Source organism: Mycolicibacterium xanthum (assembly GCF_019710635.1).
GTDB classification, from domain to species: Bacteria; Actinomycetota; Actinomycetes; order Mycobacteriales; family Mycobacteriaceae; genus Mycobacterium; species Mycobacterium xanthum.
Map to the genome: position 1 here is coordinate 19,467 of NZ_JAIFZS010000011.1, position 22,068 is coordinate 41,534.

At 70.8% G+C, this 22,068-nt stretch carries 16 protein-coding genes; 9 read left to right on the forward strand and 7 right to left on the reverse strand.

The genetic code is table 11. From position 1 onward, the window contains the following. Nucleotides 1–21: 21 nt before the first annotated feature. On the forward strand, nt 22–1,188 hold the full coding sequence (locus JDV09_RS06285; RefSeq protein WP_221368263.1) for an AI-2E family transporter: 1,167 nt from the start codon (nt 22–24) through the stop codon (nt 1,186–1,188). A gap of 85 nt (nt 1,189–1,273) precedes the next feature. Here JDV09_RS06285 and JDV09_RS06290 read toward each other — a convergent pair whose 3' ends face one another. From JDV09_RS06290 to trmB, 3 genes are all read right to left on the reverse strand, one after another. Next, nucleotides 1,274–4,606 carry an MMPL family transporter gene (locus JDV09_RS06290; RefSeq protein WP_221368264.1) on the reverse strand — a complete coding sequence of 1,111 codons (3,333 nt, stop codon included), beginning with the start codon at nt 4,604–4,606 and terminating at the stop codon, nt 1,274–1,276. Between the two features lie 67 nt (nt 4,607–4,673). Further along, entirely contained in the window at nt 4,674–5,396 is a 723-nt protein-coding gene (locus JDV09_RS06295) for an NYN domain-containing protein (RefSeq protein WP_221368265.1), read from the reverse strand. Next, on the reverse strand, nt 5,393–6,181 hold the full coding sequence (trmB, locus tag JDV09_RS06300) for a tRNA (guanosine(46)-N7)-methyltransferase TrmB (RefSeq protein WP_221368266.1): 789 nt from the start codon (nt 6,179–6,181) through the stop codon (nt 5,393–5,395). The genes JDV09_RS06295 and trmB overlap by 4 nt, the downstream gene beginning before the upstream one ends. Before the next feature lie 153 nt (nt 6,182–6,334). Here trmB and JDV09_RS06305 point away from each other — a divergent pair, with 153 nt between their 5' ends. From JDV09_RS06305 to JDV09_RS06325, 5 genes are all read left to right on the forward strand, one after another. After that, nucleotides 6,335–7,300 (forward strand): hypothetical protein, encoded by a 966-nt coding sequence (locus JDV09_RS06305; protein ID WP_221368267.1) that lies wholly within the window; start codon nt 6,335–6,337, stop codon nt 7,298–7,300. Then, nucleotides 7,297–8,691 carry a GTPase Era family protein gene (locus JDV09_RS06310; RefSeq protein ID WP_221368268.1) on the forward strand — a complete coding sequence of 465 codons (1,395 nt, stop codon included), beginning with the start codon at nt 7,297–7,299 and terminating at the stop codon, nt 8,689–8,691. Before JDV09_RS06305 ends, JDV09_RS06310 begins: the two co-directional genes overlap by 4 nt. A 198-nt stretch (nt 8,692–8,889) precedes the next feature. Beyond that, nucleotides 8,890–10,719 carry a phosphoenolpyruvate carboxykinase (GTP) gene (locus tag JDV09_RS06315; protein ID WP_221368269.1) on the forward strand — a complete coding sequence of 610 codons (1,830 nt, stop codon included), beginning with the start codon at nt 8,890–8,892 and terminating at the stop codon, nt 10,717–10,719. Between the two features lie 151 nt (nt 10,720–10,870). Next, nucleotides 10,871–12,421, forward strand: coding sequence for a fatty-acid--CoA ligase FadD4 (gene fadD4, locus JDV09_RS06320; protein WP_221368270.1), 1,551 nt, complete (start codon nt 10,871–10,873; stop codon nt 12,419–12,421). After that, nucleotides 12,418–13,317 carry an enoyl-CoA hydratase/isomerase family protein gene (locus JDV09_RS06325; protein ID WP_221368271.1) on the forward strand — a complete coding sequence of 300 codons (900 nt, stop codon included), beginning with the start codon at nt 12,418–12,420 and terminating at the stop codon, nt 13,315–13,317. Before fadD4 ends, JDV09_RS06325 begins: the two co-directional genes overlap by 4 nt. Nucleotides 13,318–13,324: 7 nt before the next feature. Here JDV09_RS06325 and JDV09_RS06330 read toward each other — a convergent pair whose 3' ends face one another. Both JDV09_RS06330 and JDV09_RS06335 read right to left on the reverse strand, forming a co-directional pair. Beyond that, entirely contained in the window at nt 13,325–14,059 is a 735-nt protein-coding gene (locus JDV09_RS06330; protein ID WP_221368272.1) for a GntR family transcriptional regulator, read from the reverse strand. 121 nt (nt 14,060–14,180) lie between these two features. Then, entirely contained in the window at nt 14,181–15,338 is a 1,158-nt protein-coding gene (locus JDV09_RS06335; protein ID WP_221368273.1) for an acyl-CoA dehydrogenase family protein, read from the reverse strand. 92 nt (nt 15,339–15,430) lie between these two features. On the opposite strand from JDV09_RS06335, the gene JDV09_RS06340 reads away from it, so the two are divergent. The 3 genes from JDV09_RS06340 to JDV09_RS06350 are packed head-to-tail and all read left to right on the forward strand — an operon-like array spanning nt 15,431 to nt 18,865. Continuing rightward, nucleotides 15,431–16,426: a MaoC family dehydratase gene (locus JDV09_RS06340; RefSeq protein WP_221368274.1), complete on the forward strand. Its 996-nt coding sequence runs from the start codon at nt 15,431–15,433 to the stop codon at nt 16,424–16,426. 28 nt (nt 16,427–16,454) lie between these two features. Next, nucleotides 16,455–17,567, forward strand: a complete 1,113-nt coding sequence (locus JDV09_RS06345) for a CoA transferase (RefSeq protein ID WP_221368489.1) — start codon at nt 16,455–16,457, stop codon at nt 17,565–17,567. Further along, on the forward strand, nt 17,561–18,865 hold the full coding sequence (locus tag JDV09_RS06350) for an amidohydrolase family protein (protein WP_221368275.1): 1,305 nt from the start codon (nt 17,561–17,563) through the stop codon (nt 18,863–18,865). Before JDV09_RS06345 ends, JDV09_RS06350 begins: the two co-directional genes overlap by 7 nt. A gap of 3 nt (nt 18,866–18,868) precedes the next feature. Here the strand turns inward: JDV09_RS06350 and JDV09_RS06355 are convergent, their stop codons facing one another. After that, a complete protein-coding gene (locus tag JDV09_RS06355; RefSeq protein WP_221368276.1) occupies nt 18,869–19,771 on the reverse strand; it encodes an alpha/beta hydrolase in 903 nt (300 codons plus the stop codon). 71 nt (nt 19,772–19,842) lie between these two features. Beyond that, the gene (locus JDV09_RS06360) at nt 19,843–22,014 is read right to left on the reverse strand and encodes an acyl-CoA dehydrogenase family protein (RefSeq protein ID WP_221368277.1); all 2,172 of its coding nucleotides are present in this window, start codon (nt 22,012–22,014) and stop codon (nt 19,843–19,845) included. Nucleotides 22,015–22,068 lie beyond the last annotated feature (54 nt).

Sequence of the window (22,068 nt, forward strand, 5' to 3'; positions counted from 1 at the left end):
CGGGGCCGTTACGCTACCGGGATGTCAGCCGGTCCGTCCCTTGGCAGCTCACTGGATTCCTTCGCCGACCGGTCGGTCAGCCCGCTGGTCCGCAAGACCGCTGCGTGGTCGTGGCGGCTGCTGGTGATCTTCGGCGCCGTCCTCGCGGTCGGGTGGGTCTTCTTCCGCCTGGAGATCCTGTTCGTGCCGGTCGCGCTGGCCACCATCGTCGCCGCGTTGCTGCTGCCCGTCGTCGACTTCCTGGACCGCCACGGCGCGCCGCGCAGCGGTGCTGTCGCGCTGGTCCTGCTCAGCGGGTTCGCGCTGTTCGGCGGGCTGCTGGCGTTCGTGATCACCCAGTTCGTCGACGGCGCGCCCGCGCTGGTCGCGCAGGTGTCGACCAGCATCGAGGGCGTCGGCACCTGGCTGACCGACGGGCCGCTGCACGTCAGCGAGCAGCAGATCAACCAGTTCCGCGACGCCGCGATCGAGGCGCTGCGCAGCAATCAGGAGAAGCTGACCAGTGGGGCGCTGTCCACCGCGGGCACGGTCACCGAGATCGTCACCGGTGCGCTGCTGGTGCTGTTCACGCTGATCTTCCTGCTGCACGGCGGCCGCAACATCTTCGGATTCGTCACCAGGGTCTTCCCGGCCGACGCGCGCGTGCGGGTTCGCGACGCCGGGCGTGCCGGGTTCCGCTCGCTGATCGGCTATGTGCGGGCGACGTTCCTGGTCGCCCTCGTCGACGCGCTGGGTATCGGGGTGGGCCTGGCGATCATGGGGGTGCCGCTGGCGCTGCCGCTGGCCTCGCTGGTGTTCATGGGTGCGTTCATCCCGCTGGTCGGTGCCGTGATCACCGGGTTCCTGGCCGTCATCGTCGCGCTGATCGCCAAGGGCTGGATCTACGCGCTGATCACCCTCGGGTTGATCATCGCGGTACAGCAGCTGGAGGGCCACGTGCTGCAGCCGCTGGTGATGGGGCGTGCGGTGTCGATCCACCCGCTGGCCATCGTGCTCGCCATCGCCGGCGGCGCCGTGCTGGCCGGCATCATCGGCGCGCTGCTCGCCGTGCCGGTGCTGGCGTTCCTCAACAGCGCGATCCGGGTGCTGCTCGCCGAAGACCCCGCCGCCGAGGAGGCGGCGCTGGAGGCCGACATCGGGCCGGTGGTGCTTGCCCATCCCGACGACGTCGATGCGCCGCCGGGGTGACGGGGAATTCGCGCCCCGAGATTGCGCGGAGAGGGTCGTCACCGGGTCGCACGGCGCGCCCAGCAATCTCGGCGTACCCGGTGGGCTACAGTCGTCCCTCGCGCCGCAGTAGATCCTGTGCGCTGACCCCGTTGCCGCCACGCCGCTGACGTTCCTCGTCGGCGCGGGTGTTCAGCTTCTCCGTGGCGGCCTCGGCGTCGGGCTGACGCGCGGTCGGGATCGCCCGGGTCTCCTCGGCGGAGCCGTCGGCCTGCGGAGCGGACTCCCGCTGTGCCGGGATCGCCGTGGTCGGCTCGTTGCCCGGACCCTGGCCGGGCATCGCGTGGGTCGGTTCGGCCGACGGCTTCGGCGGTGGCGGTGGCGGTGGCGTCGCCGCGCCGGTGCCGCGCAGGTCACCGAGCCAGGACTCGATGGCGCGGTCTTCGTGCCTGGGTGCGTGGGACGGCGGCTGGGGTGCCGCGCGCTGGGTGCGCTGCGTCACCGCGGCCGCATTGCTCACCACGTTGCGGACCGCGTTCTTAGCGATCGACAGCCGGGTGGTCTGCGGTTCGTCCCGGGGCGCGGCCGGCGGGACGGGAGGACGCGGCGGCGGGCCGGGCAGCCTGTTGGTCCCCGCGGCCGACGGCCCGGTGGGGCGTGGCGGGGCGCCACGGCCCGGCCCGGGTGTGGCCCCGGGAGCCGGATGGGTCGGATCGTGGGGCGGCGCCACCCGGCCGGCCGGCAGCATCGGGGGCCCGCCCGCGCCGACCAGCGCCTCCGGGTGGGACTCGTCCCGCTGATCGCGCACGGCCGGGCGCTTGCGCTCGTCGGGCAGTTCGGTCTCGCCGAGGCCGAGCTTCTCCTGGATGCGCTTCATCCACCGCGGCGCCCACCAGCAGTCGTCGCCGAGCAGCTTCATGATCGCCGGCACCAGGAACATCCGGACGATCGTCGCGTCCAGCAGCAGCGCGATGAGCAGGCCGAACGCCAGGTACTTCATCATCACCAGGTCGGAGAACACGAAGGCGCCCGCGACCACCGCCAGGACCAGGGCGGCACCGGTGATCAGCCGGCCCGTGGTGGCGGTGCCGATGCGGATCGCCTCGGCGGTCGACATCCCGCGCTCGCGGGCCTCGACCATCCGGGAGACCAGGAACACCTCGTAGTCGGTGGACAGACCCCAGATCACCGCGATGATCAGGCCGATCATCGGCGCCATCAGCGGCTGCGGGGTGTAGTTCATCAGGCCCGAGCCGTGGCCGTCGACGAACATCCACGTCAGGATGCCCATCGTGGATCCGAGCGTCAGCGCGCTCATCAGTGCTGCCTTGATCGGCAGCACCACCGACCCGAACGCCAGGAACATCAGGATCGTCGTGGTGGTGATCAGCAGCACCACCATCAGCGGCAGCTTCTCGAACAGGCTGTGGATGCTGTCCTGCTCGAGCGCCGGGGTTCCGCCCACCGAGATCTCCAGCCCGCGCGGCGGGTTGATGGACCGCAGCTCGGCGATCTTGGCCGCCGCGTCGTTGCGGTCGATGAGACCGTTCTGGATGACCCGCACCGATTCGTCTTCGTTGGCGCCGCCGCGCGGCTGCCACATCTTGGACGGCTCGCCGTCGGGCTCGATGAACCCACTGACGGCCATCGCCTTGGCCTTGATCTCGGCGACCTGCTGGTCGGTGACCGGCTGCCCGTCGGTGCTCTGGATCACCAGCGTGATCGGCTCGGTGCGGAACGTGGGGAAGGTCTTGTCGAACTCCTCCTGGGCCAACCGCACCGAATTGTCCGGCGGCAGGTACTTCTCGCTGATGCCGCCCAGTGCCAGCTGACCCAGCGGGATGACCAGCAGGATCATCCCGATCAGGATCGGTGCGGCGAACGCGATGGGCCGTTTCATCACGACGTTGACGAGCTTGCCCCAGAAGCCCTTCTCGACCTCGGCGCGCGTCTTGGTCTTCTGTGTCTTCTCGGCCAGCCAGTTGAGCCACCACACGATCGGCGTGCGCGCGAGCGGGACGTAGCGCGCCAGCACCATCCCGGCGACGACCACGGCGACGAAGATGATGATGCCGAGCAGCACCCAGTACAGCCCGGTGCCCAGGGTGTCCTTGTTGGTGACGACGAGGTACGTCAGTCCGCCGAGCGTGCCCAGGTAGCCGAGGGTCAGGCCGATGACCGTCAGCGGCAGACCCTGCTCGCCGGTGTAGCGGATACGTCGGCGCGCAACGTGTCCCAGCGCGATGCCGATGGGCGGAACCAGGAGCCCGGCCGGGATCGACGCGATGGCGAGGGCATTGGTCTTCCGGTTGGCCGGATCGGAGCCGCCGGGAAGATCGCGAATATCGTGAATATCACTGTCGGGCTGGGCGAACTTCAGCAGCCAGCGCACCCCGAGCGCGTCGACGCGGGGTCCGAGGATCGCCAGCGTGGCCGGTAGCACCGAGACCGACAGGAACGCCGCCAGCAGGACCGACGCGATGATCGCGTAGGTAATGGACTTCAGGAAGCCCTGCGGGAACAGCAGCAGCGGCAGCGACGAGGCCACCAGGATCACCGCGGAGAACATGATGGTTCGCCCGGACGTCATGACCGCGCGGCGCACCGCCGTCTCGCTGTCGTAGCCCTCGGCGAGCTCCTCACGGAAGCGGCTCACCATGAACAGGCCGTAGTCGACGGCGATGCCCAGGCCCATCAGCGTGACCACCGGCTGGGCGAAGAAGTGCACCGGCATGAACTCGGCGGTCATGCGCACGATGCCCAATGCCCCGGCGATGGTGAGGCCGCCGATGATGGCGGGCAGCGCCGCGGCGATCACGCCGCCGAACACGAAGAACAGCACGACGGCCACCAACGGGATGGCGGCCACCTCGGCGCGCCGCTGGTCCTCGCCGATGGTGCCGGTGAGCTCGCTGGCCAGCGGGTTGAGGCCGGCGAGCTTGATGTCGCCGCCGTTGACCTGCCGAAGTTCGGGTTCGATGGCCTGGTAGTTCTTCAGGATCGAATCGTCGTCGTCGCCCTTGAGCGGGATGCTGACGAAGGTTTTCGACAGGTCGTCGGTCTTCATCTGCTGGACGGTCTCGAGTGTCGTGGTGGGCGCCTTCAGCCAGCCCACCCAGGCTTCGATCTGGTCGGGATGATCGGACACCAGCTTGTCGAGTTCGTCGGTGGTCTTCTTCATCCACTCCGGATCGTCGACCTTCGTGCCGTCCGGCGGTGTGAGGATGGCGACTACGTGGCTGGTCCGGTCACGCCCGTACGCTTCGTCGGCCACGATCGACGCGTGCACCGACTGGCTGCCCTCGTCGTAGAACCCGCTCTGGGTGACATGCTGTCCCAGGCTCATGCCGTAGATGCCACCGCCAAGGCACAGCGCCACCATGACACCGATGACGATGTACCTGAACCGGTACACCGTTCGACCCCACCAGGCGAACACGTGTGCTCCTATCGGTCTTTGCGCGTCGTGGTCAGCGGCCGCACGTCAGCATCCGGGCTTCAGTTGTCTAGGCCCGTGAGGCCAGTAGCGAGGACAGCGGCCGGAACGGCTGTAGCCATGCCCCCTGCTCGGGCAGCGAATCGAGGTTGATCCGCGGTAGCGGTTCCCGGAAGACGCCGGGGATGTCCTCCAGGTCGACGAACTCCAAGGTATCCGACGCTAGCGCCCAACTGGCATGTTCGCGAAATCCCAGCACCGCGACGTCGACGCCCTCCGCGGCGATCTCCTCCAGGGGCTGTTTGAAGGCCTGACCGTCGGCGGAGGCGACCAGCAGGCCGGCCAGGCCTTCCGCACGCCGCACGGCGATGTGGTCGAGCATGTCGGAGTCGACGTCGCTGTCCTCGTCGATCTTGGGCTTGGCGAACACCGCGAAACCGACGTTACGCAGCGCCTCCACCCAGGGGCGCACGACATCGGCGCTGCCCGGGGCGATGTTGGTGAACACGGTCGCCTCGGGTTCCAGGGCCACCGAGTGTCCGGACCGGCCCAGTTCGGCCGACAGGTCCGCCGTGCGGGACAGCAGCCAGCGACCCAGGGCGTCGAACCGGGGGCGGTGCGCGGCCGTCGGGCGCCCGCCCAGGATCGAGCCGAGCCCCATGTCCAGGTTGGGGGCGTCCCACACCAGCAGCACACGTCGCGCGGTGCTGCCGGCCCCGTTTCCGTAGCCGTCGGCCTGGCCCGGGACGGTGCCGATCTCGGGCATGGCCGGCATGTCGTCGGTCAGGCTCATGGCGTCCGCTCCCAGAGCAGTTCGGCCACCTCGGTGCCGGCCAGCGCCTTCCGCTCGTACTTGGTCACCGGCCTGTCCGCCGACATCGGAAGGCGGTCGGCGGTGGTGACCCGGCGCAACCGGGGTTCGGCGTCGCCCACCTGCGCGATGTGTTCGGCGTAGCCCAGATGGTCGGTGGCCGCGTGCAGCACGCCGCCGGGGCGCAGCCTGTCGGCGATCAGCGCGACGGTGTCGGGCTGCAGCAGCCGGCGCTTGTGGTGGCGCGCCTTCGGCCACGGGTCGGGGAAGAACACCCGCACACCGGCCAGCGATGCCGGTGCGAGCAGATAGGTGAGCACGTCGACGCCGTCGCCGCGAATCATCCTGATGTTGGTGACCGGCGCCGAGCCGGACTCCGGCTGCGAGGTGCGGTCGATGGCACTGAGCAGCTGCGCCAGGCCGCGCCGGTACACCTCCACGGCGATCACGTCGAGGTCGGGCTCGGCCTGCGCCATCGCCAGGGTCGACGTGCCCGTGCCGCAGCCGATCTCGAGGATGAGCGGGGCATGGCGGACGAACCAGGCGTCGGTGTCCAGCGGTGCGGCGGGTGTGTCGCCGTGGCGGGCCTCGGTGCCCAGCAGGGGCCACAGCCGGTCCCAGGTGGCTCGCTGGCCGTCCGAGATGGTGGAGCGGCGGGCGCGGAAGCTGGTGACACGGCGGTGGAAGTGTGCGCCGTCGACCGGGCCGGACGTCACGTCTGGGGTGACGTCGCTGCCCGGGACATGCATTTGTCCATGGTCGCTCATCGAGGCTGGACTCCCTGCATCGTGTTACGGATTGATACCCAACAGTTGCCTTCCGCTGGTACACCGGGTGTCGACGGTGCGGGCCGCCGAAAAAGGTGTCCGGGGTGGCCTCGCACGGGTGTCAGGATTTCCGTCGGGGGACGGAGGCACCGCATGTTTGTCGACATTCTCGCGCAGTTCGCCGCCGAGACGCGAAACCCGCACGTCACCGCGGTACACGATCGGCTGCAGGCGCCGCTGCGGGTGGCCGTGGCCGGCCGGCCGGGGGTGGGGCGGGACACGGTCGCCGCCGCGCTGGCCGCTGCCGGGCTGTCGGTGGGCACGATCGGCGCCGGCGTGCGCGTGGTGGTGGCCGCGGAAAGCCTCAAACCTGAGGAGCGAAGCGCGCTCACCGAACCGGGCGCACCGGCGCTGGTGGTGCTCAACAAGGCGGATCTGGCCGGTGCGGATCCCGGCGGGCCGCTGGCCGTGGCCGACCGCCGGGCCGCGGGGTGGGCCGCATCGTTCGGCGTGCCCGTCGTCCCGATGATCGCCCACCTGGCCACTGTGGAACTCGACGCCGAAGACCTGGCGGCGCTGCGCGTGCTGCTGGCCAGCCCCGCCGACCTGACGTCGACCGACGCGTTCGTCGGGTCGGCGCACCCGCTGCTGGCCCGGACGCGATCGCGCCTGCTGCACCGGCTGGACCGGTTCGGCCTGGCCCACGCCCTGATGGCGGTCGCCGACGGCGCCGCGCTGCCGGACATCGTCGGGCGCCTGCGCGGCCTCAGCCGGGTCCACGCCGTGCTCGACGCCGTGGCGGCCGCAGCGGCCCCGGAACGCTACCACCGGATCCGGGACGCAGTCCGTGACCTGCACGTGGTCGCGGCCCGATGTCCCGATCCCCGACTGCCGGACTTCCTGGTCTCCGATGCGGTCGCCGTCGCGGTGATGGCCGCCGCGGCCGAGGTGGTGCGGGCTGCGGGCGGACGTGTCGAGACGGCCGACGACCCGGACGCGCTACTGGCCGCGGCGCGGCACTGGCAGCGGTTTGCGCGCGGCCCGGTCACCGGTACCCACCGCCGCTGCGCGCTCGACATCGCCCGCGGCTCGCTACGCCTGCTGAACCGGTCGCGATGAACCCGCCACCGGTGGTGCTGGTGATCGGACCGGCGCTGGCCGGCGTCACCAGCCTGATCGCCGCGCTGGCCGTCCGGGTACCGGAAGCGGTGTTCGTCGACACCGCGCCGGCCGCGACCCCCGTGGCGGTGTTGTTCGTGGTGTCGGCGATCGCGCCGATCACCGAATCCGATTGTGCGCTCATCGATCTCGCCGCCGCCGACACCGACGGGGTGGTCGGCGTCCTGGCCAAGGTCGACGACCACCGTGATTGGCACGGGGTGCTCGCCGTCGATCGGGAGCGCCTCGCACACCACGCCGCACGCTTCCGGGACATCACCTGGGTGCCCACGGCCGCAGCGCCGCGGGCCGGGCTGCCGCTCCTGGACGAGCTCGTCGCCGAGGTCCGGCGGCTTCTGCAACGGCCCGAATCGAGCCGGCGGAACCTGCTGCGCGGTTGGGAGACGCGGGTGCACCGCGCCGTCTCGCTGATCGATCGTGAATCCGGCCTCCGGTCGTACGCCGGGCAGCTGCGCCGGGAGCGCGCCGAGGTACTGCGGGACGACCGCCGCGCGGCTGCGGTGCGTACCGCCGGCCTGCGCGCCGACGTTCAACGGGCCCGGGTGGAGCTGTCCGGCGTGGTGCGGGAACGCTGCGCACTGGCGCGCGCCGAACTGCAGGACGCCGCGGCCACCGCGACCCGCGGGCGGGTCCCGGCCGGCGCGACCCGCGCGCGGGTGGACGATTTCGCGGCGCTGGTCCGGCGGCGGTGTGACGCGCTGGTCGCCGACGTCGATGCGGCGGCCGCCGCGCGGCGGCGGGATCTGTCGGCCGAGTACGGGGTCCACTGCCCGCCGACGGCTGTCGCTGCTCCCGGGATCACCCTGCGGGACCCGCCGCTGCGTGCGCGCAGGCTGGAGCGCCGGCTGAGCGTGGTGCTCGGCGCGGGCTTCGGGTTCGGTGTCGCGCTGATGTCGTCTCGGCTGCTGGCCGGGTTGGCTCCGGGGTTGGCGGGCGCCGGACTGGCGGCCGGCGGCATCGCCGGGCTGCTGCTGAGCCTGTGGGTGGTCGGCATGCGCGGGCTGCTGCAGGACCGCGCGGTGCTGGACCGGTGGGTCGCCGAGGTGACCGTGCAGGCCCGCGGCACGCTCGACGAGCGGGTGGCCGCCGGGATGCTGACGGCCGAGGTGGCGCTGACGGCGGCGACCCTGGCGGCCGCGGACGCGGCGCGCGAGTCGGCCGCGCGACAAGTGGCCGCCCTCGACGCCGAACTGGGCGAATCGGCCCGTGCCGCGGCCCGCGACGAAGCGCTGCGAAGCCAGATCCTGCCGACGCTGGAGGGTGTGTTGGCGGCCGTCCGGCGCCGTCTCGAAGGCCCGGAATCCCCCCGGATAGAGGTTACCGGCCAGTAGCACACCCGTTGGCGGCCTTCTGAATCGTTCCTGTGAGTGATCGGACACGGTCCTGGCTTACCGCGGCTATGTCACCCGCGTTAACCTCAGTGGATAGGGGGTAGCGCGGCTGCGCTGGATTTCGGGCCTCGGGTTTCGAGTTCGCGCGTCTGCGTCCCGGCAGACATCTCGCAGGAAGATTGCAGGAGACCACACAGCATGACCGCAGCGACCATTCCGGGACTGGATTCCGCACCGACCAAGCACGAGGGCCTGCTCGCCTGGGTGCGCGAGGTCGCCGAGCTGACACAACCCGACCGGGTCGCGTTCGCCGACGGCTCCGACGAGGAGTACGCGGCGCTGTGCGAGCACCTGGTGAACGCCGGCACCTTCAGGCGGCTCAACGAACACAGGAAGCCCAACTCGTATCTGGCTCTGTCCGACCCCTCCGACGTGGCTCGCGTCGAGTCGCGCACGTTCATCTGCTCCGAGAAGGAGATCGACGCCGGCCCGACCAACAACTGGATGGACCCCGCCGAGATGCGCACCCTGATGACCGGCCTGTACCGCGGGTCGATGCGTGGTCGCACCATGTGGGTCGTCCCGTTCTGCATGGGTCCACTGGGTGCCGAGGATCCCAAGCTCGGCGTCGAGATCACCGACTCCGAGTACGTCGTGGTGTCGATGCGCATCATGACCCGGATGGGCGCCGCGGCGCTGGAGAAGATCGGCGATGACGGCTTCTTCGTCAAGGCCCTGCACTCGATCGGCGCGCCGTTGGAGCCCGGCCAGAAGGACGTTCCCTGGCCGTGCAACGACACCAAGTACATCACCCACTTCCCCGAGACCCGGGAGATCTGGAGCTTCGGCTCCGGCTACGGCGGCAACGCACTGCTCGGGAAGAAGTGCTTCTCGCTGCGGATCGCCTCGGCGATGGCCCGCGACGAGGGCTGGATGGCCGAGCACATGCTGATCCTCAAACTGATCTCCCCGGAGGACAAGGCCTACTACATCGCCGCCGCGTTCCCGTCGGCGTGCGGCAAGACCAACATGGCGATGCTGCAGCCCACGCTCCCCGGCTGGCGGGCTGAGACGATCGGTGACGACATCGCCTGGATGCGATTCGGCAAGGACGGCCGGCTGTACGCCACCAACCCGGAGTTCGGTTTCTTCGGGGTCGCGCCGGGCACCAACTGGGACTCCAACCCCAACGCGATGAAGACCATCGAGGCGGGGAACAGCATCTTCACCAACGTTGCGCTGACCGAGAGCGGCGACGTGTGGTGGGAAGGCATGCCGCGCGAGCCGCACCACCTCATCGACTGGAAGGGCAACGACTGGTACGAGCGTGAGTCCGAGACGGTCGCCGCGCACCCGAACTCGCGATACACCACGCCGATGTCGCAATGCCCGACGCTGGCCCCGGAGTGGGACGACCCGCAGGGTGTGCCGATCTCGGCGATCCTGTTCGGCGGCCGCCGCAAGACCACCGTGCCGCTGGTGACCCAGGCCCGCGACTGGCAGCACGGGGTGTTCATCGGCGCCACGCTGGGTTCCGAGCAGACCGCCGCCGCCGAGGGCAAGGTCGGCACGGTGCGCCGCGACCCGATGGCGATGCTGCCGTTCATGGGCTACAACGTCGGCGACTACATGCAGCACTGGATCGACATCGGCAAGAGCGCCGACGAGGCCAAGATGCCGAAGGTGTTCTTCGTCAACTGGTTCCGCCGCGGCGACGACGGCCGCTTCCTGTGGCCGGGCTTCGGCGAGAACAGCCGGGTGCTGAAGTGGATCATCGAGCGTATCGAGCAGAAGGCCGGTGGCCACACCACCCCGATCGGTACTGTGCCGACCGCCGAGGATCTCGATCTGTCCGGCCTGGATGTCGATCAGGCCGATGTGGATGCCGCGCTGGCGGTCAACGCCGACGAATGGCGTGCCGAGCTCCCGATGATCGAGGAGTGGTTCGAGTTCGTCGGCGAGAAGTTGCCCACCAGCGTCAAGGACGAGTTCGACGCGCTCAAGACGCGGCTGGCCGAGTCCGACTGACATTTCTCCGCGAGCGCGCAACCTATTTCTCCCTTCTCGGCGCGCGCGTCTGTGCGTAGGCGCGCCGTAGAACGCGTGCACTGAGCGCGCGCTCGCCGTGAACCCGTCACCTCTTGACGGGTGTCAAACACGGCGTCGTAGAGTTCGGTCCATGCAGATCCGCGACATCGCCGTTGCCACCCCAGACAAGCCCGCGATCATCCTGTATCCGTCCGGGACGGTGGTGACGTTCGGGGAACTCGAGGCCAGGGCCAACCGGTTGGCGCACCTGTTCCGGTCGGCCGGCCTGGTCGAGGGCGACGCCGTCGCGATCCTGATGGAGAACAACGCGCACATCCACGCGGTGATGTGGGCCGCGCGCCGGGCCGGGCTCTACTACGTGCCGATCAACACCCACCTGACCGCCGCCGAGGCGGCCTACATCATCGACAACAGCAGCGCCAGGGCGATCGTGGGTTCGGGCAAGCTCAAGGACACGCTGGCCGGGCTGGCCGGCGAACTGCCCAACGGTCTACCGCCGCTGCTGGTGATCGCCGACGGAGCCGAATCGTCGGCGGCAGGCGCCTCCGGCGAACTCGACGGCTGGCTGAGCTACCCGGAATGTGTGGCCGATCAGCCGGACACCCCCATCGCCGATGAGATCGAAGGCGATCTCCTGCAGTATTCGTCGGGGACGACCGGCCGCCCGAAGGGCATCAAACGCGAACTACCGCACCTACCCCCGGCCGAGGTGCCCGGGCTGATGGCCATGCTGGTGTCGTTCTGGATGCGCCCCGACGCGGTGTATCTCAGCCCCGCGCCGCTCTATCACACCGCACCGTCGGTGTGGTCGATGCAGACACAGGCCGGCGGAATCACGACCGTCGTGATGGAGAAGTTCGACGCCGAGGGCGCGTTGGACGCCATCGCCAAGTACCGCGTCACCCACGCCCAGTTCGTCCCGGTGATGTTCACCCGGATGCTCAAGCTGCCCGAGGAGGTCAGGGCGTCCTACGACGTATCGAGCCTCGAGCGGGTCATGCACGCCGCGGCGCCGTGCCCGGTGGAGATCAAGAAGCACATGATCGACTGGTGGGGCCCGATCATCGACGAGTACTACGCCTCCTCGGAGGCACACGGATCCACGCTGATCACCGCCGAGGAGTGGTTGACCCATCCCGGGTCGGTGGGTAGACCGATGACCGGCGAGCTGCACATCCTCGACGAGGACGGCAACGAGCTACCGCCGGGCCAGGCCGGCGAGATCTACTTCGAGGGCGGCGTCGACTTCGAGTACCTCAACGACCCGGACAAGACCGCCTCATCGCGCGACGCGCGCGGCTGGAAAACCGTCGGCGACATCGGCTACGTAGACGACGAGGGCTACCTGTACCTCACCGACCGCCGGCACCACATGATCATCTCCGGCGGGGTGAACATCTACCCGCAGGAGGCCGAAAACCTGCTGGTCACCCATCCGAAGGTGATGGACGCCGCGGTGTTCGGCGTCCCGGACGACGAGATGGGCCAACGCGTGCAGGCCGTCGTGCAGACCGTCGACGCGGCCGATGCCACCCCGGAGTTCGCGCACGAGCTCATCGACTGGCTGCGTGATCGGCTGGCGCACTACAAGTGCCCGCGGTCGCTGTCGTTCGAGACGCAACTGCCGCGCACCGATACCGGCAAGCTGTACAAGCAGGAACTGATACAAAAGTATTCGTGAGTCTCAACGCGGCGGACACCGTAGAGCTGGCCGGGGGAGTCGTCGTCGGCATCGGATCGCCGTCGGACGCCGCGACGTTCACGCTGACCGAGGGCCCCACCGACGACCGGCGGGCGGTCAGCGTCGCCTCGGTGCCCGACACGCTCGCTGAGCTGACCGAGCGCTGCCTGCGCTGGCCCCAGGCAGTCGCCATCTGCGACGACGTGCTGCGGGCCCTGGACCCCGCGGCCCCCGCGTACGCCGGGGTGATCACCGAGTCCCTGGCGTATTCGACACTGCAGGCGGGTGACGAGTTCGCCCGCTGGCTCGCCGGCCGCGGCCCCGCCCAGGTCCCGGAGATCCCGGAACCCGTTGTCACGCAACGGGACGGTGATCGACTCTCGATCAGGTTCAACCGCGCGCAGCGGCACAACGCGTTCTCCACCGATGCCCGCGCGGCGCTGCTGGAGGCGCTGGAGGTGGTCCGGGTGGACCCCTCGGTCACCGAGATGGTGCTGGCCGGTAACGGTCCGTCGTTCTGCAGCGGAGGCGACCTCGCCGAGTTCGGCACGTTCGCCGATCCGGCCAGCGCCCACCTGGCGCGTACCCGGCACAGCCCGGCGCTGGCGCTCGCCGAGATCACCGCGCGCCTGGGCCAGGCCTGCCGTGCCGAGATCCACGGTCAGGTGCAGGGCAGCGGACTGGAGATGGCCGCGTTCTGTGGCTGGGTGACCTGCGACCCGGACACCGTGCTCGGGCTGCCCGAACTCGCCCTCGGCCTGATCCCGGGTGCCGGCGGGACGGTCAGCATCACCCGTCGCATCGGGCGCTGGCGCACGGCGTATCTGGTGTTGTCGGGCCGCTCCATCGATGCCCCGACCGCGCTGCGATGGGGTCTGGTCGACGCCGTCGGCTGACCCGTGGTCACCCGGACCGGCGCAACGTCACCCGGTAGGTGTACTGCTCGGGCTGGAACTGGCTGACCGCGAGCTCCACCGGACGGCCCGTGTCGTCGGTGTAGAGGCGGTCGACCCGCAGCATCGGATGGTCGCCCGCACAGCCCACCGCCGCCGCGGCCGCCGCGTCTGCGGCAGCCACCGTGATGGACTGCGCGGCCTCCGCGATCGGCGATGTCAGATGCGGCTCCAACAGCCCGATCACCGTATGGGTGCTGATGGCGCCGGTGGCCAGATGCGGCGAGGACGACACCAATACCGCCACCTCGGGAGGCAGATGAACGGTGGTGTGCCCGAACGCGACACCCTCGTGCAGCCGGCGGAACACCACCGTGTGGACGATGTCGTCGTCCAGCCGCAGCCGGCTCGCCGCCTCGACGTCGACGCGCCGGCGCAGGCCGTCGAGCACCTCCATCGTGGTGTCGTCCGACAGGCTCATCAGGTCCTCGATCGAGCCCAGCTGGCGCAGGTAGCGCCGGCTCTGTTCACCCGCGTAGGTGCCCCGGCCGGGTACCCGGAAGACCATGCCCTCGGCGACCAGATCCTGAAACGCGCGCCGGACGGTCTGGCGGGACAAGCCGTGCCGCGCCACCAGCTCGGACTCGGTCGGAAGCCGAGTCCCGTCCGGGTACCGGCCTGCGACGATCTCGTCCCGAAGTCGTTCCCGCAGAGCCTGATACGCGGGGGTCCGTTCGCTCCTCACGTGCGCGGGGGTCCTTTCGCTCCTCACGTGCGCGGGGGTCCTTTCGCTCCGCACGTGCGCGGGGGTCCTTTCGCTCCTCACGTGCGCGGGGGTCCTTTCGCTCCTCACGTCCGCGGGACCATCAGATACCGCCCCTGGCGACCAGCTGACCCGCGATGACGTTGCGCTGGATCTCGTTGGTTCCCTCCCCGACGATCATCAGCGGGGCATCGCGGAAGTATCGCTCCACGTCGAACTCGGTGGAGTAGCCGTAGCCGCCGTGGATCCGGACCGCGTTGAGCGCGATCTCCATGGCAGCCTCCGAGGCGAACAGCTTGGCCATGCCCGCCTCCATGTCGGCGCGCTCGCCGGCGTCGTAGCGGTCGGCGGCGTGCAGCGTGAGCTGGCGTGCCGCGGTCAGCTTGGTGGCCATGTCGGCCAGATAGTGCCCCACCGCCTGGTGCTTCCAGATGGCTTGCCCGAAGCTCTCCCGACTCTGCGCGTAGGCCAGCGCGTCCTGCAGTGCCGCGCTGGCCACCCCGAGCGCGCGGGACGCGACCTGGATTCGACCCGTCTCGAGCCCCTTCATCATCTGCGCGAAGCCCTTGCCCGGCGCACCGCCGAGGATCGCCGACGCCGGGACCCGGCAGTCGTCGAACATCAGCTCGCACGACTCGACGCCCTTGTAGCCCAGCTTGGGCAGATCGCGCGACACCGTCAGACCCGCAGAGGGGTTGTCGACCAGCACCACCGAGATGCCGGTATGGCGCGGCCGGGCCTCGGTATCGGTCTTGCACAGCAGCGCGATCAGGCCGGACCGGCGCGCGTTGGAGATCCACGTCTTGGCGCCGGCGATCACCAGGTCGTCGCCGTCCCGGCGGGCCACGGTGGTCATGTTCTGCAGGTCCGATCCACCGCCCGGCTCGGTCAGCGCCATCGTGGCACGAAGTTCCCCCGAAGCCATTGCGGGCAGATAGCGCAGCTTCTGCTCCTCGGTGCCGAACAGGTCCAGCAGCTTGGCCACCACCGTGTGCCCGCCCATCGCGCCGGCAAGGCTCATCCATCCCCTGGCCAGTTCCTGGGTGACCAGGACGTAGCAGCGGGTGGACACCGGTGTGCCGCCGTACGCCTCCGGGACGGCCAGCCCGTAGATGCCGATCTGCTTCATCTGCTCGATCCACGCCTCGGGGTAGGAGTTGGCGTGTTCGACCTCGCGCACCGTGGGCTTGATGTCGCGGTCGACGAAGGCACGCACCGTGTCGACCAGCATGGCCTCTTCGTCGTTGAGCCCGTCCGTCACACCACGCCTCCGTCGCTCGAAATGTACGGCCATATTCTGGCACGCCTTCGCATGTTGACACAGTCAGTCCGGCGCTGCCAGCATGACCAGCTGTGACTTTGTCCGGCCAAATTTCCGGTGGACCCTTTTTCGACGATCTGCGGGTGGGCCAGGTGTTCGACACCGCTCCGTCGATGACGCTGAGCTCCGGGGTCGCCGCGGCCCACCAGGCGATCCTCGGTGACCGGATGCGGCTGCCGCTGGACGCCGAGCTGTCCGCAGCGGTGACGGGCGCCTCGGCGCCGATCGCGCACCCGGCGCTGGTGTGCGACGTGGCGATCGGGCAGTCCACGCTGGTCACCCAGCGGGTGAAGGCCAACCTGTTCTACCGCGGATTGCGGTTCCACCGCTTCCCGGTGATCGGGGACACCCTGCACACCCGGACCGAGGTGGTCGGCCTGAAGCAGAACTCCGCCAAACCTGGGCGCGCACCGACCGGGCTGGCCGCGCTGCGCATGACGACCACCGACGGCGCCGGGCGGCTGGTGCTCGACTTCTACCGGTGCGCGATGCTGCCCGTCAGCGGGGCGGACGTCGAGACCGGCCACCGCGACGACCTGGCCGGCATCGGGGCCGCCGCCGGCGCGCCGCCGGACCCCACGGCGGACTGGGACGCCGCGGCCTACCGCACCCGCGTGCCGGGTGCGCACGCCGGGCCGTCGCCGGGCACGGTGCTGCACAGCACCGCCGACGTGGTGACCAGCGCCCCCGAGCTGGCCCGGCTCTCGCTGAACATCGCTGCCACCCATCATGATTCACGTGTCGCGGGCCGACGGCTGGTGTACGGCGGGCACACCATCGGTTTGGCGCTGGCCCAGGCCACCCGGCTGCTGCCCGACCTGGTCACGGTGCTGGGCTGGGAATCCTGCGACCATACCGGACCGGTGTACGAGAACGACACGCTGCACAGCGAGCTGAGCGTCGAGGGTGCCGATACCCTGCCCGACGGCCGCGGCACCGTCCTGCGGTTGCGCTCGACGGTCTATGCCGCCGACCCCGGCGACGATCGCCAGGTGCTCGACTGGAGCTTCACCGGCCTGATGTTCTGAGGCCGCCGTCGCCCACAATGGGGTGGTGATGCCCGTGGCCGTCCCCGCCGCCGTGTTGGCACACGCCCGGGTGACCGCGGCGGAGGTCGCGGCCCGCGCCGGCATCGACGTCGATGCCGAGGAACTGATCTGCGGGCGCGCCGCGCTGCTCGGCCTGACCGGTCATGGCCGGGTCTCCGCCGGTGGCGCCACCCGGTTGCTGGCCGCCCGCGACGGTTGGTGCGCGCTGACCCTGTCCCGGCCCGACGACGTCGACGCGGTGCCGGCGTTGGTCGAATCCGATGACGTGCCGCCCGACCCCTGGGCGGCCGTCGAGCACCGGGTGCGCGAGACCGGCGTATCGGCGTTCGCCGAGCGGGCCCGTCTGCTCGGCCTGCCGGTCGGGGTGCTCGGCGAGACCGCCGCCGCCGCACCCCGCGTCCGGCGACTGGGTCCCCGGCGAGACGGCGGCGGTGCGGCCGGCCTGCTGGTCGCCGACCTGTCGTCGATGTGGGCAGGGCCGCTGTGTGCAATGCTGCTCGCCCGCGCCGGTGCGATCGTGGTCAAGGTCGAGACCGCCGCGCGTCCCGACGGCACCCGGGCCGGACCCGCCGCGTTCTTCGACTGGGTCAACGCCGGAAAACTCTCGTACCGAGCCGATCTCGGCCGGCCGGCAGCGCTGCGACGGCTGCTGGCCGCCGCCGACGTGGTGATCGAGTCGTCCCGGCCCGCCGCGCTGGCGCGCCGTGGCCTCGGGCCGTCGGACCTGCCCGCCCGCAACGGGCGGGTCTGGGTGCGGATCACCGGGCACGGTGCGGTCGGCGACCGGGCCGACTGGGTGGCCTTCGGTGACGACGCCGCGGTATCGGGCGGACTGGTCGCGGGCACCACCGACGCGCCGGTGTTCTGCGCCGACGCGATCGCCGACCCGCTGACCGGTCTGCTCGCCGCGCACGCGACCCTGGCCGCGCTGTACCGCGGAGGTGGCGAACTGATCGACGTGGCGATGTCGGAGACCGCCGCCGGTTATGCGCGGCTGTCCCGCGGGGACGAGAGATGCTGTGCGGCAAGGCCGTCGACCCCGGCGCCGGCCGCCGAACTGGGCGCGGACAACGCGACGGTCGACGCGCTGGTGGCCCGGCGGGACGCGACGACATGCTGATCCGGCGGGCGGTGTTGCTCGACGGCACCCCGACCGACATCCGTGTCGACGAGCGCATCGTCGAGGTCGGTGACGGGCTGGCGCCGCGGGTGGGGGAGAGCGAGTACGACGCGGCGGGCGGCACCGTGCTGCCCGGGCTGCACGACCACCACCTGCACGTGCGGGCCGCCGCCGCGGCGCTGCAGTCGGTCCGGGTCGGGCCGGACGAGGTGGCCGGCCGGGCGCAACTGGCGCGGGTGTTGGCGGGCGCCGCCGTCGGCGAGGACGGCTGGATCCGCGCGGTCGGCTACCACGAGTCCGTGGCCGGTCCGCTCGACCGCGGTGTCCTCGACGAGGTCTGCCCCGCCGTACCGGTGCGGATCCAGCACCGCAGCGGCGTGCTGTGGACGCTGAACTCGCCGGCCCTGACCAGGATCGGGCTCGCGGACCACCCGGACGGCCGGCTGCGCAGTGCCGATGCCGGGTGGTCGAGCATGCTGCCGCGCAGCGAGCCCGGGCTGGCGCCACTGGGCGCGCTGCTGTGCGGGTACGGCGTCACCGGAGTCACCGACGCCACCCCCGACCTCGCGGACCACGACATCCGGCACCTGCGCGACGCCCGCGGACGCGGTGAACTTCCACAGTCCCTGCATTGGCTGGCCCCGGGAAAGCGCATCCTGCACGACGACGACCTCGACCTCGACGCGCTCACCGCATGGGTCCGCGACCGGCACGCGGCGGGCGGGCCGGTGGCGGTGCACTGCGTGACGGCCGCGCAATTGGTCGTCGCCCTGGAGGCGCTGCGCAGTGCCGGCCCGCACCCGATGGACCGGATCGAGCACGCCGCCGTCGTGCCGGACGGCAGCCTGGCGGATCTCGCGGCCAGCGCGGTCACCGTGGTGACCCAGCCCAACTTCGTCGCCGAACGCGGCGAGCAGTACCTCGTGGACGTCCCCGCCGCAGAACACGGCGAGCTGTGGCGGGTCGGATCGTTGCGGCGCAACGGGATTGCGGTGGCGCTGTCCACCGACGCGCCGTTCGGGGACGCCGACCCGTGGGCGGCGATGCGGGCCGCCGTGCACCGGAGCACCGCGGCCGGGTCGGTGCTGGGACCGGCCGAGCGGGTGTCGCCCGCCGAGGCGTTGGAGATGTTCCTGGGTGAGCCCGGTCGCCCCGCCGTCCCGCGCCGCATCGGACCCGGGCACCGGGCCGACCTGTGTGTGCTGTCGGGGCCGCCGGCTCAGGTGCTCGGCGAATTGGACGCGGGAATGGTGGCCGCCACCGTGATCGGTGGCGAGGTCGTCTTCGAACGCAGGTGAGGATCAGGTCGTGGCCGGCGCGAAGGACTTTCGCAGCATCGCGCACTGGCTGTCGAAGAACGATCGGGACACCTCGGTCTTCGGTGCCACACCGTCGAATCCGTGAAACGCGCCGTCGACGACCGTCACCTCGCAGGGAACCCCGGCGTCGCGCAGCCGGGCGGCGTAGGCCAGGTCCTCGTCGTGGAACAGGTCGAGGGTGCCCACACCGACCCAGGCCGGCGGCAACCCGGCCAGATCCCGGCGGCGCGCGGGCACCGCGACCTCGGGGTCGGCGCCGCCCAGATAGGAACGCCAGCCGAACCGGTTGCTCGACTGGTTCCACAGCCGATGCCCGGGGTTGTCCAGGCCGCTGCGCTCGACGGTGCGGTCGTCGACCATCGGATACACGAGAAGCTGTGCAGTCAAAGGGATCTCACCCCGGTCGCGGGTGTGCAACGCCAGCGCCGCGGCCAGGCCGCCGCCGGCGCTGGCCCCGCCGATCGCCACCCGGTCCGGATCGACGGCGGGCAGCGCGCTCAGCCACCGAAGCGCCGAGTAGCAGTCCTCCACCGGCGCCGGATAGGGATGCTCGGGAGCCAAGCGGTAGTTCACCGATGCGACGGTGACGCCCAGCTCCCTGGCGAACCGCCGGCACAGCACGTCGTCCTGTGCGGCGTCGCCGAGCACGTATCCGCCCCCGTGAATCCACAGCAGCGCCGGACCCGGGGTGGTTCCGCCGTCCGGCCGGTGAAGCCGCACGTTCACACCCGATCCCAGGGTGACCACCTCGACGTCGGCGCGAGTCTTCCGCCACATCAGCCGCGATGCCGCCCGGATGAACGGCAGGGTGACGGGGGTGACCAGCTGTCTGGGCAGCAGCCGTGCGCTGCGCCGCAGCTCGGGATGGAAGGCGGTCTCGGGCATCCGACCAGTATGCGTGGACGGCGTCCGGCCCAGGCGGGGTGTCCGCGAAACACCGGCCCGACCGACCCTGCTCAGCGCAGCAGCGGATCCCGCGGCAGCCCGAGGATCCGCTCGGCGATCGTGTTGCGGGTGATCTCCGAGGTTCCGCCGGCGATCGTCATCGCCCGGTTGCCCAGATAGCTGCGGGTGAGTTGGGGGGTCTGCCCGACCACCGCGGCGGTGCCGGCCAGCTCGAAGGCCAGCTCCGTCAGCCGCTGACCGGACTCGGCGACCAACAGTTTGGTCACGTTGCCCTCCGGTCCCGGCTCGGCGCCGGCGATCGCCCGGGTGGCGCGGCGCAGGTTGAGCAGCCGCAGCGTGTGGATCTCGGCGATCACCTCGCCGGCGCGGCGTACGTACATGGCGGCGGTTGCCGGTGAACTGTCGAGCAGTTTGATCAGATGATCGGGGGTGGTGCCCATCGGTGCCCCCGAACCGCCACCGATGGAGATGCGTTCGTTGCCCAGGGTCGAGCGGGCGACCAGCCAGCCCTTGTTCACGTCACCGACGACGTCGGAGTCGGGCACGAACACGTCGTCGAAGAACACCTCGTTGAAGTGTGCGTCACCGGTGATGCCCCGCAGCGGGTTGACCGTCACGCCGTCGGCGGTCATGTCGATCGCCATCATCGTCACCCCGGCGTGCTTGGGCGCGTCGGGGTCGGTGCGCACCGTGGCCAGTCCCCACTGGCACATGTGGGCCAGGCTGGTCCACACCTTCTGCCCGGTGACCCGCCAGCCGCCGTCGACCTTGACCGCCGACGTGCGCACCGCGGCCGCATCCGAACCCGCGCCCGGTTCGGAGAACAGCTGGCACCACATCACCTGCCCGCGCAGAACGGGTTCCACCCAGCGGTCGCGCTGGTCGTCGGTGCCGGCCTGCGCGATGGTCAGCGCCACCCAACCGGTGATCCCCATGTCGGCCCGCTCGACACCGGCGAACTCCTCCTCGATGACCAGTTGTTCGAGGACGTCGGCGCCGCGTCCCCACGGCAGCGGCCAGTGCGGCACCAGATAGCCGGAGTCGACCAGGAAGTCGCGCTGCTGATCGGTGGGGAGCGCGCGCACCCGGTCGGCGGCCTCGCGGGCCTGATCGCGGTAGTCGGCGGCCTCGGGGGGAAGGGTGAACGACGCGCCGTGCGCCTGACCGCTGCGCTGGCCGTCCACCACATCGAGCAGCGGATCGGCGCCGTCGGTCATCAGGGCCGCCAGCGTGCGGGCCCGTCGCAGGTAGAGATGGGAGTCGTGTTCCCAGGTGAAACCGATACCGCCGTGCAGCTGAATATTGTTCTGCGCGTTGAACACCTGGGAGCGGATCGCCAGCGCGGAAGCCACCGCCGCGGCGAACCACGCGCTGTCGAGGTCGTCGGCGCGGGCGGCGTCCCAGGTGGCCGCCGTCGCGACCTCGGCGTCGACCAGCATGTTGGCGGCGTGATGCTTGACCGCCTGGAACGTGCCGATGGTGCGACCGAACTGCTCGCGCACCTTGGCGTACTCGACGGCCATCTCCAGCGCGGCCCAGCTGACGCCGACCGCTTCGGCGGCGGCCAGGATGCGAAACACCGTGCGCGCCTTGCGCGCCGCCCCCCGCAGCACCCGGTCGGCCGGGACGCTGACCCCACGCAGTGCCACCGCACCGATGCTGCGGGTGGTGTCCAGCGCCTCGAGGGGGGTGACGGTGACCCCGTCGGCGCCGAGGACCACCACGTCCTCCCCGGCCGTCAGCACGAGAATCCCCGCGTCCGGGGCGCCCAGCACCGTCGGATGCTCGCCCGTCGCGACCAGGTCCGAGTCCAGCGAGACGGTGCCCGACACGCCGAGCGCGGCGACGGTCTCACCGGCGGCCAGCGCGGGCAGCAGGAGGCCCCGGACGGAATCCGGTGCGCACCGGTCGATGACCACCGACGCGGCCACGCTCGGCAGCAGCGGTCCCGGGCACAGCTGACGGCCCTGGCACTCGAGGACCACGGCCAGTTCGGCCAGGCCGAAGCCCGATCCGCCGGCGTCCTCGGCGATGGCCAGCCCGGTCCAGCCGAGTTGCGTTGCCGCCGACCAGATATCGGCGGGGTGCGTTGCCCCGCCGTCCAGGGTGGCTCGGGACTGGTCCAGCGCCCGCAGCCGGTCGAGCTGCCCGGATGCGGCCTCGGCCAGGGCCTGGTGGTCGTCGGAAATGGCAAGCGCGGACGCACGTACGGTCTTGCTCACGGTGGCAGCCCTCTTCGGTCCGATTTGACGGTCGTCAATGACGCTAGCGTGCCG